We start from the raw sequence: 11,123 nt of genomic DNA, 5'->3' as shown, positions 1-11,123 counted from the left end.
GCCTCGGGCGCGCCCGGGCCCGGGGTGACCGAGATCGTGTCAGCGGAATAGCGCCGCTTCAGCTCGTCAGGCGTCCCCAAAGCGATCACCCGCCCGTGGTCGACGATCGCCACCCGGTCGCTGAGCTGGTCGGCCTCGTCCAGGTAGTGCGTGGTGAGGAACACCGTGGCGCCGCCGTCGCGAAGCTGCCTGAGCTGGTCCCACAGGTTGGCCCGGTTCTGCGGGTCAAGGCCGGTCGTCGGCTCGTCAAGGAACAGCACCCCCGGTCGGTGCATGATGCCGAGCGCGACCTCCAGGCGGCGGCGCTGACCGCCGGAGTAGGTGCGGACGGACCGGTCTGCGAGGCCGCCGTCACCCAGCCCGAACACCCCGAGCAGCTCCGCGCAGCGCCGGCTGGCGCCGGCGGCGCTGAGCCCGTACAGCCGGCCGGCGAGCAGCAGGTTCTCCCGCCCGGTCGCGTTCACGTCGGCGCCCCCGAGCTGGCCGACGTAACCGATGCGCCGCCGCACCAGCGCCGGCTCGCGCCGCACGTCTGCCCCGGCGACCAGTGCCTCGCCGGCGTCGGCGGGCAGCAGCGTGGTGAGGATGCGCAGGGTGGTGGTCTTGCCGGCGCCGTTCGGCCCGAGCAGGCCGAAGATCTCGCCGGGCGCGACGGCCAGGTCGATCCCGGTCAGCGCCGCTATCGGTGCGCCCTTGACCTGGAAAGTCTTGCGCAGCCCGGTCACCTGGATCGCGGCCGCTGCTGTGTCGGTCATGCAATCACCTCATATACTCAGTATCGATCACTCGGTACCGAGTATATGAGAGCGGCAGCGGATTAAGCTATATCTCGAATGAGGATTTCCTGCTAGCTGCTGCTAGGCACCGTGCGCGGGGTACTCGGGGAGGTCTTCGGGGGCCGGCCACGGGAACGTGCCGTCGCGCAGCTCAGCGACGGTGGCGCGCACCCAGGCGAGCTCCGCCTTGCGCATCGCCTGCGCGTACTCCTCCTCGATCCCGAAGATCCGCGGAAAGTCGAGTATCTCGGCGGCGAACGCCCGCCGGAACGCGTCGGACGAGGAGATCTCCGCCTCGATCCGCGCCGCGCGCTGGCTCAGCGCGGCGATCGCCCGGTCCCGGCCGAGCGCGTAGATGAACATCAGCGGCGCGGCGAACGCCGGGTAATCCGTAGCAGGCTCGCTGGTCAGCTGCCACAGCCAGTCGAGCAGCTCCTCGCGGCCCGCCTCGGTGATCGAGTAGACGGTGCGCTCGGGTCGCCGCCCCTCGCGGCTGACCTCGACCGGCTCGATGAGCCCGCGGTCGGCCAGCCTAGCCACCGTGTCGTACACCGACGACTCCCTGATCTGGAAGGCGCGGTCGTGGTGCCGCTGCCGCATCAGCATCCGCATCTCGTAGGGATGCATGGGACGTTCGGCCAGCAGGTTCAGCACGGACAGCGCCACCGGCGTGCGCGGCAGCGGCCGCGTGCGCTTGCGCTCGCTACTCATTCCCGGTCACCTGGCAAAGACTATTGGCCGCAGCGCGTCGTTACCGAAAACGGACCTGACCGTACCCTCCTCGCGATAATCTGAGCTACGGGAGCGTCCTTGGCTCGCCAAGGAGGGCGCTGTAATGTCCCGTTTTCCGTGGGTAGCACCGCGCGGCCGCGTGCTGTCGTGGCGCTCCGCGGTCGCCGCTGGTGCACTGGTCGTCATAGGCGTTCTCATCGCGGTGCAGACCGGGGGCATCGGGCCTGTCGGAACGGACGCCGGATCCGCCCACATGCTCAGGGCCGGGGTTGTCAGCGGACTCGGCACCGGGTCTCCCGGCGGACTGAACGCTAACGCGCATGAGCCTGGCGCGGGCAGCTTCCCGCCGGTGACCGTCACTCCGTCGCGGCACTCCGCGGCCGCGGCGCCGGCGTCCTCGCCCGCCGCGCCAAGCCAGCGGGACCTGCCGTCCGCCTCGACAGCCGGGTTCGCGCCGTACGTGGACACCACGGAGTACCCGCCCTACAACCTGGTCTCGACCGCGCGGCAGACGGGTGTGAAGCAGTTCAACCTGGCGTTCATCGTGGCAGGCGGCGGCAGGTGCACGCCGGAATGGGACGGCACGACCGCCATCGGCGACAATCCGGTCGCCGCCCAGATCGGCGCGCTGCGCGCCATCGGGGGCGACGTACGGATTTCCTTCGGCGGCGAGGCCGGTGACGAGCTCGCGCTCACGTGCGCCACCGCCGCCCAGCTCCAGGCCGCCTACCAGCAGGTGATCTCGGCCTATGGCGTGCACGAGGTCGACTTCGACATCGAGGGCGCGGCACTGGGCAACACCGCGGCTAACGCGCTGAGGGACCAGGCTCTGGCGGCGCTCCAGCAACAGGACAACGGGCTCCAGATATCGTTCACCGTGCCGGTGATCCCGTCCGGCCTCGATTCCGATACCGTCGCCATGCTGGCCGGCGCGGTGCGGGCCGGGGTCCGGATCTCCGCGGTCGACATCATGACGATGGACTACGGCGACGGCGCCGCGCCCGATCCCGGCGGGATGATGGGCAGCTACGCGATCGACGCCGCCACCGCCGCCGACGCCCAGGTGGCCAGCGTGCTCGGGATCAGTGCCGACGCGGCGTGGTCCAAGATCGCGGTCACCCCGATGATCGGCGTCAACGACGTCACCGACGAGGTCTTCACGCTCGCCAATGCCCGGCAGCTCGAAGCGTTCGCCGCGAGCAAGCATCTCGCCTGGCTGTCGATGTGGTCGGCAGCCAGGGACTCCGGATGTTCCGGCGGCGGGCAGCAGGTGGCGCAGCCCATGTGCAGCAGCATCACCCAGTCGCCCGGCGCGTTCGCCACGGCGCTCGGCGCCTACCAGGCCGACGGATAGCGGCGGGTAACGGCGGGCCTTACGGCCGGCCTTACGGCACCGACGGGGTGGCCTTGACGCGGCGAGCCACGGCCACCACGGTGCCGAGGATGGTGGCGTCGTCGGCGAGAAGCGGCACGTAGGCGGGATGGTGCGGGATCAGCCACGCGTGCCCGTCGCTCCGCTTGAACCTGCGTACGGTGGTCTCGCCGTCGATCATGGCGGCGACGATATCACCGTCCGCCGCGTCCGCTTGCTGACGGACAACGAGCCAGTCGCCGTCGGCGATCGCGGCGCTGATCATGGAATTGCCGGCCATTTCCAGCAGGAACACGGTGCCCTCGCCGACCAGCCGCCTGGGCAGTGGGAAAACGTCGTCGATTTGCCTGTCGGCCAGCACTGGGACGCCGGGGGTAATCCGCCCCACCATCGGCACATAGGCGGGGGGATTCTTTCGCTGTTCCGGGACGAGCGGCCGGGATGGCAGCCGGACTTCCGCGGTGCGCGGCCTGCGGCCGTTCCTGCGCAGATAACCCTTCCGTTCGAGCGCGGCCAATTGGTAGGAGACGCTGGAGACGCTGGCGAGCCCGACCGCGTCGCCGATCTCGCGCATGGACGGCGGATAGCCGCGCCGCTGCACCGAGTCCCTGATGACGCGGAGGATTTTGTGCTGTCGCCAGGTCAGCACGCGATCGGGATCCGGCTTTCCCGGCGTTTCCACGCTCATGGGTAATAGCGTGCCATCCCGGCCATAATCTGCAAAGCAGGCTTAAGCCGGCCGATTGCGGCCCCACGCCCGCACAAGGCGCCGCGTCCTGTCCTGCCATCCGCCGACAGCCGTGGCATCCAGCATGATCACGAAAGAAAAGTATGCGTATAGGAGATTTTTCTTTCGTGATCATGGAATCACCGCACGCAGGGCAGCCTGCCGTCTCGCGATCGAAGCAACGTACGACCTCGACAATGGAGGTGTTGCCCCACTGGCCTCATGTTCCCCAGCGTCACCAAGATCCAGTTAGCGCTGAAAGTTTGACCGGTGGTAGGCGGCCAAACTTTCAGCGCTATCGAAAGCGAGCCGAACGGGTCCCGCCGATTACGTAATCGGCCTGCTTTCGTGATCATGGAATTGCTCAATCGGCGGGCTGGTGCAAGAGGCGTTGCCGCCTGATTAACGCGCCCGTGCCAGGAAGGGCTTCAGGAACTGGCCCGTGTAGCTCTTGTCGTTGGCCGCGACCTGGTCAGGGGAGCCGGTCGCGACGATGGCGCCGCCGCCCGAGCCGCCCTCGGGGCCCATGTCGATGAGCCAGTCCGCGGACTTGATCACGTCGAGGTTGTGCTCGATGACGATCACCGTGTTGCCGCTCTCGACCAGCTTGGTGAGCACGCCGAGCAGCTTGCGGATGTCCTCGAAGTGCAGGCCGGTGGTGGGCTCGTCCAGCACGTAGATCGTGCGCCCTGTGGACCTGCGCTGCAGTTCCGACGCGAGCTTGACGCGCTGCGCCTCACCGCCGGACAGCGTGGTCGCGGGCTGGCCGAGCCGCACGTAGCCGAGGCCGACGTCGACGAGCGTCTTCAGGTGCCGGTGGATCGCCGGGATCGCCTCGAAGAACGTCGCCGCCTCCTCGATCGGCATGTCGAGCACCTCGGCGATCGACTTCCCCTTGTAATGCACCTGCAGCGTGTCGGTGTTGTACCTGGCGCCGTGGCAGACCTCGCACGGCACGTACACGTCCGGCAGGAACTGCATCTCGATCTTGATCGTGCCGTCGCCAGAACAGGCCTCGCACCGGCCGCCCTTCACGTTGAACGAGAACCTGCCCTGCTGGTAGCCGCGGATCTTCGCCTCAGTCGTGGTGGCGAACAGCTTCCTGATGTGGTCGAACACGCCGGTGTACGTCGCCGGGTTGGACCGCGGCGTGCGGCCGATCGGCCCCTGGTCCACGTGCACCACCTTGTCCAGGTGCTGCATGCCCGTGACCCGGACGTGCTTGCCCGGCACGGTGCGCGCGCCGTGCAGCTCCCTGGCCAGCGCCCGGTAGAGGATGTCGTTGACCAGGGTCGACTTGCCCGACCCCGACACGCCGGTGACCGCGATGAAACAGCCGAGCGGGAACGTGACGTCGATGTTCTTGAGGTTGTGCTCGGCGGCGCCCTTGACCACCAGCTCGCGGCTCTTGACCGGCGTGCGGCGCACCTTCGGCACCGGGATCTCCCGGCGGCCGGACAGGTACGCGCCGGTCAGCGAGGTTTCGCTGGCCAGCAGGTCGTCCACGGTCCCGGCGACGACGACGTGACCGCCGTGCTCGCCGGCGCCCGGACCGATGTCCACCACCCAGTCGGCGGCCCTGATCGTGTCCTCGTCGTGCTCGACGACGATCAGCGTGTTGCCCAGGTCGCGCAGCCGCAGCAGCGTCTCGAGCAGCCGGTGGTTGTCCCGCTGGTGCAGCCCGATGGACGGCTCGTCGAGCACGTACAGCACGCCGACCAGGCCGGACCCGATCTGGGTGGCCAGCCTGATCCGCTGCGCCTCTCCCCCGGCCAGCGTCGCGGACGCCCGGTCGAGCGTGAGGTAGTCGAGCCCGACGTCGAGCAGGAAGCCGAGCCGCGCGTTGACCTCCTTCAGGATCAGCCGCGCGATCTGCATGTCCCGCTCTGACAGGTCGAGGTTGAGCAGGTTCTTGGCGAGCTCGCCGATCGGCCGGGCGCACAGGTCCGCGATCGACTTGCTGTCGACGGTCACGGCCAGCGAAACCGGCTTGAGCCGGGCGCCCCCGCAGGACGGGCAGGGCACCTCGCGCATGAACCCGGCGAACTTCTCCCGGCTGGAGTCGCTCTCCGCCTCGGCGTGCCGCCGCTCGACGTACGTGACCGCGCCCTCGAAGTTCGTATAGTACGAGCGCTCCCGGCCGTACCTGTTCTTGTACCGCACGTGGACCTGCGCGTCATAGCCCCTGAGCAGCGCGTCCTTCGCCTTGGCCGGCAGTCGCTCCCACGGGGTGTCCAGCCGGAACCCGATGGTTTCCGCCAGCGCCTCGATCAGCCGGTCGAAGTAGTCGCTGACGTGCCCGCCCGCCCACGGCGCGATCGCGCCCTCTTCGAGGGACTTGGCCGGGTCGGGAACGATCAGCTCGGGATCGACCTCCATCCGGGTGCCGAGCCCGGTGCAGTCCGGGCAAGCGCCCCACGGCGAGTTGAACGAGAACGACCTCGGCTCCAGCTCGTCGAAGGACAGGTCGTCGTACAGGCACGCCAGGTGCTCGGAGTACATCCGCTCCCGGTGCGGGTCGGTGTCCGGCAGGTCGACAAAATCGAGGATGACGACGCCGCCCGCCAGCCCGAGCGCGGTCTCCACGCTGTCGGTCAGCCGGCGCCTGGCGGTGTCCTTCACCGCGAGCCGGTCGACGATCACCTCGATGTCGTGCTTCTCGTACTTCTTCAGCGTGGGCAGCACGCTGCTCGTCGCCTCGTCGAGGCGGACGACCGTGCCGTCCACCCGCGCCCGGGAGTAACCCTTGGTCTGCAGCTCGCGCAGCAGCTCGCCGTACTCGCCCTTGCGGCCGCGCACCACCGGCGCGAGCACCTGGAACCTGGTGCCTTCCTCCAGCTCGAGGACCCGGTCCACGATCTGCTGCGGGGTCTGCCTGGCGATCGGCCGGCCGCACAGCGGGCAGTGCGGCTTGCCCACCCGCGCGTAGAGCAGCCGCAGGTAGTCGTACACCTCGGTGATCGTGCCGACGGTGGACCGCGGGTTGCGGCTCGCCGCCTTCTGGTCGATGGACACGGCAGGGGACAGCCCGTCGATGAAGTCCACGTCCGGCTTGTCCATCTGACCGAGGAACTGCCTGGCGTACGCGGACAGGGACTCCACGTACCTGCGCTGCCCCTCGGCGAAGATCGTGTCAAAGGCCAGGCTGGACTTGCCTGATCCGGACAGCCCGGTGAACACGATCATGGCGTCACGCGGCAGATCGAGGGAGATGTCCTTCAGGTTGTGCTCGCGTGCGCCGCGAACGACAAGCCGGTCAGCCACTGCGCGCTCTTCTCTTCGTCAATTCAATCCTGGGTCGACTCAACGCCTCGCCATGCTAACGGGGGGGTCTGACATTTCCGCCCGACTGCGGAAGCCTGGATTTATAGCGCCGGAGAGACCCCCGTTATGCCCGCACGCGAGCGGCGCCCCCGCCGGGCCTGCCGTACCCTCCAGACTACGGCACGGCGGGCCTGGGGACCGGCGCTATTATCGGGCCGGTGAGGCGCAATCCGGCGACCGTGGTGGTGCTGGCAGGCCACGCCAGCGAGGGGCTGCTCGCCGCCGCGGGCCGGTCAATGAACGTGGTGCTCGTCCGGCCTGACGACTCCGCCGAGGGGCTCGACGCGGCCGCGGGCGCGCTGCGCAGGGCCGCCGGGATCTCCTCTCCCTACGTGCTGGTCGCGGCCGACCCACTGGCGGCGGTCGCCGCCGAGTGGCGCGCCATGTGGGAGATACCGCGGGAGCCGTCGCGGGCGGCGGCCGGCAGCGAGGCGTTCGAGCTGCGGGCGGCGGAGGCGCTGGCAGCCTGGCGGGCCGGCCAGTTCGAGCTGCCCGATTACTACCTGGTGCTCGCCGAGCAGGCGGGGCCGGGCGCCGAGCAGCCGCCGGACTTCTACCTCGGCCCGCTGCGCTCGGTGCGGCCGCACCGGGTTGCCGTCGCCGCCGCGGCCGAGCCGGCCGAGCAGGCGGCGGAGGTGCTGACCGTCCTCGGCTCGCTGCGGCATGGCCGCTGGTGGCCGTCCCTTGACGAGATATTCAGAACGTCCCGTGAGTTTTACCCCGGCTCGCTTACCGAGTCTCCCGACGCGGGGCGGGCGCGGCTGCTGGCCTAGCGAACGCGATTCGCTACTGGATGCGCAGTCCGGCGATGAGGAGTTCGACCAGGTGACGAGGGTTGTAGCGCGGGTCGCTGGCCGCCCCGACGCAGAGATTCCCGACGCCGCGGAGCAGCTCGTAGGCATCCAGGCCGGGGCGGATCTCACCGGCCGCGGCGGCAGCGTCAAGGAGTTGCTTAGCCACCGGGACCAAGCGGTCGATGAAATAGGCGTGCAGCGTCTGGAAGGCCGCGTCGTCGGACCGTAGCACTTCCGCCAGGCCGTGCTTGGTGACCAGAAAGTCGACGAACATGCCGATCCAGCGGGCTAGCGCATGGTGCGGCGTATCGGCCTGCGCCAGCAGGACTGGGCCGGCTTCGGCGCAAGCCTCGACCTGGTGCCGGTAGACGGCGACGATCAGGTCCGCTCGCGTCGGGAAGTGCCGGTAGATCGTGCCGACGCCGACGCCGGCCCTGGCCGCGATCTCGCGCACCGGCACGTTGACGCCGGACTCGACGAACGCCGCGGCGGCCGCGTCCAGCAGCGTCGCCTCGTTCCGCCGGGCATCGGCCCGCTTCCGCGGTGGTGCTGCCGCCCCCGGTCCACTCGCGCCGACGACCACCCGGCCACCTCCATCGCGCACCTTGCCAAACGGAACATGGTTCCGTATCTTGGATATCGGAACATGGTTCCGTTTGCTTAGGATGCCAGATCCGGCGAGCCAGCGCCAAGCCCGCACCTCAAACTCGCGTCACCTCACGGAGAACCCATGCCGCAGGCACCTCTGCCCAGTTTCGGAATAACGACCGCCCCCATGCAAGTCAGCTACCAGGACATCCTGCGGGTCTGGCGGGAGGCCGACGCCATCAGGGAAATCGAGCACGCGTGGCTGTTCGATCACCTCATGCCGATCGCCGGCGACCCGGACGGGCCGATCTTCGAGGGCTGGACCCTGCTATCGGCACTCGCCGCCCAGACTGAGCGGGTGCGCCTGGGCCTGCTGGTAACCAGCAACAGGTTCCGGCCGCCCGCGATGCTGGCAAAGATCGCCACGACCGTTGATATCGTCTCCGGCGGACGGCTGGTCTTCGGAATCGGCGCTGGCTCACGCCCCAGCCACCCGCTGGCGCGCCGCGAGTACGAGGCACACGGCCTGCCCTACCACGACTTCCGGCACTCCGTGGAGGACCTCGCCGAAGCCTGCACCGTCATCCGGCGGCTGTGGACGGAAACCGAGCCGTTCGACTTCCACGGCGCCCACATCGATCTCACCGGCGCGTTCGGCAACCCGAAGCCCGTCCAGCACCCGTACCCGCCCGTCCTCGTCGCCGGACGCTCGGCCGCGGTGCTCCGCGTGGCCGCCGAGCACGCGGACCTATGGAACATCGCGGGCGGCGACATCGCCGACGCCGCCCAGCGCAGCGCGCTGCTGGACCGTTACTGCACCGACCTCGGCCGCGATCCCGCCGCCATCACCCGCTCCATCACCCTGCACGTGTCCTACGACCAGCCCGGAATCACCCGGGATGCGATCAGCGAAGCGCTCGACGCCGGCTTCGGGCACATCACCCTCGGCCTGCCGGCACAGCCCTACCCGGCCAGCGTCGCGCGGTGGGTCGCGGACGAACTCATCGCCAAGTCGGGTTACGCCATCGCTGATAAGCAGTAGCCACAGCACGCGAGTACGTGCCCAGCGGCCGGGGGTACTTTTCTTACATGGACTACCAGCTCATCATCAAGACCGACGAGCGCGGCCAGCCGAGGATCGACGGGTACACCGACCAGCTGCCGCCGGACGCGATCTTCACGGTCACGGGGAGCGAGGACGAAGACACCGAGCCATGGACCAGGCTCGTCGTCGTCAACGACGTGATCATCGACACCGGCGCCGTCACCGGGGTGAGGGTCGGCGCGCAGCACCGCGACGCCCAGGCGCCTCATTGAGAGCGCGCATGTAACGGTTCCGGAAGCTCGGCGAGTGCGTCGCGCAGTGCAGCCCGGGACCTGATGCCGAGTTTGGGAAAGATCTGGTACAGGTGGGCTCCGACGGTACGGTGTGACAGGAAAAGCCGCTGTCCGATCTCCTTGTTGCTCATGCCGGCCGCGGCCAGCATCGCGATCTGGCGTTCCTGCGGCGTGAGCGAGTCGTGTGCTGGCTGATCGGGGAAGGCATTGGTTTGGCCGGTTGCCTGGAGCTCGCGCGCGGCGCGGCTGGCCCACGGCCTGGCGCCGAGGCGTTCGAAGATCTCCAGGGCAGCAGCTAGATGCGGCCGTGATTCCTTCGTGGAACGGGCGCGCCGCAGCCGTTCGCCGTAGAGGAACTGCACCCGGGCCAGGTCGAACGGAAAGCGGTCAACGCCGGGGATCGCGAGCGCTTCCTCAAACAGCCCGAGGCCGTTGCTGTCGGCCGTGGCGATCGCCTCTGATCCTGCGGCCAGCAGGGCCAGCCGGGGCGAGATCGCGGCGATGCCGGCGTCGCGTATGGCGGTGACATGGGCGGCGGCCTCGGTGTGGCGGCCGGTGCGGACGGCGGCCTCGACCAGGTCCATCAGCACCCACAGGGCGAGCGGGACGTGGGAGGCCAGGACGCCCGCTGGGCTAATCGCCGTGGCGTGCTGGTAGGCGTCCTCGAAATCACCCCGCCCCAGCGCCGCTACCGACCCCACATGATGAGCCGCCAGGCCGGCCTGACCGATTCGTCTCGGCGCGGCCCAGCGCAGCATCTCGTCCGTCAGCGTATGCGCCCCGTCATAAGCGCCGCATGCCGCGGCGATCAGCGCCTGGCGGTAGCGGAAGGCCCAGGTCAGCAGCGGATAGCCGTGGGCCAGGCTTAGCTCGAGGCCCTCGTCCGCCAGTTCCTGCGCCTGGTCCCAGTGGCCCGCCAACCAGGCGTCGAGACCGAGATGATCCAGGGCAGTGATCAGCGGAGCGACACCGCTGCCCCGCCGGCCTTCGCGGACCACTCGCCACAGCGCTTCCCGGCAACCTGGCTGCCGGTCGGTGAAGTGGGCGGTTGAGCTGATCGTCAGGATGCGCAGATGGTCCGTCTCGCTGCGCAGGCCGGCGATGGCGGCGTCTACCAGGGGGAGAACGCCGGCCGCGGTACGGACCGGGTCGGCGCAGGTCTGACCCAGCAGATACAGGTCCTCGGGCACATCCGGCGCGAACTCGCTGATAGCGGCGTGAAAGGACGTCCACAATTCCGGCCGTCCGCCAAGGCGGCACATCAGGAAGAGGCCAGAAACCGCCTCGAAAACCCCGGTGTCGCTGATCCGGTCGGGCCTGGCCTGATCCTCGATAGCCTGGGTGAGCAGGCGGTGGGCGGTGATGACGTCGCCGTCCCCGTTGAGGAGCACGAAGGCGGCCGCGACCGCGGTGAGCAGGTACGTGGCGGACTCCGGGCTGGCTTCGCCCGCGTTACTGAGCAGCTTGGAGAC

The 11,123-nt window shown here is 69.2% G+C and carries 10 protein-coding genes; 4 read left to right on the top strand and 6 right to left on the bottom strand.

All coding sequences use genetic code 11. The annotated features are described in order from the left end of the window. Together WA805_RS00340 and WA805_RS00335 are read right to left on the bottom strand one after the other, a co-directional pair. Positions 1–755, bottom strand: a 755-nt coding sequence (locus tag WA805_RS00340) for an ABC transporter ATP-binding protein (protein ID WP_425241362.1), incomplete at its 3' end; no start/stop codon positions are given. A gap of 102 nt (positions 756–857) precedes the next feature. After that, entirely contained in the window at positions 858–1,487 is a 630-nt protein-coding gene (locus WA805_RS00335) for a PadR family transcriptional regulator (RefSeq protein ID WP_425241361.1), read from the bottom strand. A 124-nt stretch (positions 1,488–1,611) separates the two neighbouring features. Between WA805_RS00335 and WA805_RS00330 the strand changes: the two genes are divergently transcribed. Then, positions 1,612–2,862 carry a chitinase gene (locus tag WA805_RS00330; protein ID WP_422290898.1) on the top strand — a complete coding sequence of 417 codons (1,251 nt, stop codon included), beginning with the start codon at positions 1,612–1,614 and terminating at the stop codon, positions 2,860–2,862. Between the two features lie 31 nt (positions 2,863–2,893). Here the strand turns inward: WA805_RS00330 and lexA are convergent, their stop codons facing one another. Together lexA and uvrA are read right to left on the bottom strand one after the other, a co-directional pair. After that, positions 2,894–3,568 carry a transcriptional repressor LexA gene (gene lexA, locus WA805_RS00325; protein ID WP_422282179.1) on the bottom strand — a complete coding sequence of 225 codons (675 nt, stop codon included), beginning with the start codon at positions 3,566–3,568 and terminating at the stop codon, positions 2,894–2,896. A gap of 441 nt (positions 3,569–4,009) precedes the next feature. Next, on the bottom strand, positions 4,010–6,871 hold the full coding sequence (gene uvrA / locus WA805_RS00320) for an excinuclease ABC subunit UvrA (RefSeq protein ID WP_422290902.1): 2,862 nt from the start codon (positions 6,869–6,871) through the stop codon (positions 4,010–4,012). 218 nt (positions 6,872–7,089) lie between these two features. Here uvrA and WA805_RS00315 point away from each other — a divergent pair, with 218 nt between their 5' ends. Continuing rightward, on the top strand, positions 7,090–7,704 hold the full coding sequence (locus tag WA805_RS00315) for a hypothetical protein (RefSeq protein WP_425241360.1): 615 nt from the start codon (positions 7,090–7,092) through the stop codon (positions 7,702–7,704). Positions 7,705–7,717: 13 nt separating this feature from the next. Here WA805_RS00315 and WA805_RS00310 read toward each other — a convergent pair whose 3' ends face one another. Then, positions 7,718–8,308, bottom strand: a complete 591-nt coding sequence (locus WA805_RS00310; protein ID WP_422337400.1) for a TetR/AcrR family transcriptional regulator — start codon at positions 8,306–8,308, stop codon at positions 7,718–7,720. 192 nt (positions 8,309–8,500) lie between these two features. Between WA805_RS00310 and WA805_RS00305 the strand changes: the two genes are divergently transcribed. Together WA805_RS00305 and WA805_RS00300 are read left to right on the top strand one after the other, a co-directional pair. Beyond that, positions 8,501–9,355, top strand: coding sequence for an LLM class flavin-dependent oxidoreductase (locus WA805_RS00305; RefSeq protein ID WP_425241359.1), 855 nt, complete (start codon positions 8,501–8,503; stop codon positions 9,353–9,355). Between the two features lie 47 nt (positions 9,356–9,402). After that, the gene (locus WA805_RS00300; RefSeq protein ID WP_422291052.1) at positions 9,403–9,630 is read left to right on the top strand and encodes a hypothetical protein; all 228 of its coding nucleotides are present in this window, start codon (positions 9,403–9,405) and stop codon (positions 9,628–9,630) included. On the opposite strand, the gene WA805_RS00295 is transcribed toward WA805_RS00300, so the two are convergent. Continuing rightward, entirely contained in the window at positions 9,624–11,042 is a 1,419-nt protein-coding gene (locus WA805_RS00295) for a helix-turn-helix transcriptional regulator (protein WP_425241358.1), read from the bottom strand. The genes WA805_RS00300 and WA805_RS00295 overlap by 7 nt on opposite strands. Positions 11,043–11,123: the final 81 nt, after the last annotated feature.

This window comes from Trebonia sp., from assembly GCF_049794275.1.
Classification (GTDB): Bacteria; Actinomycetota; Actinomycetes; order Streptosporangiales; family Streptosporangiaceae; genus Trebonia.
The sequence above is the reverse complement of the archived record's forward strand: the minus strand, read 5'-3'. Positions and strand labels throughout refer to the sequence as shown.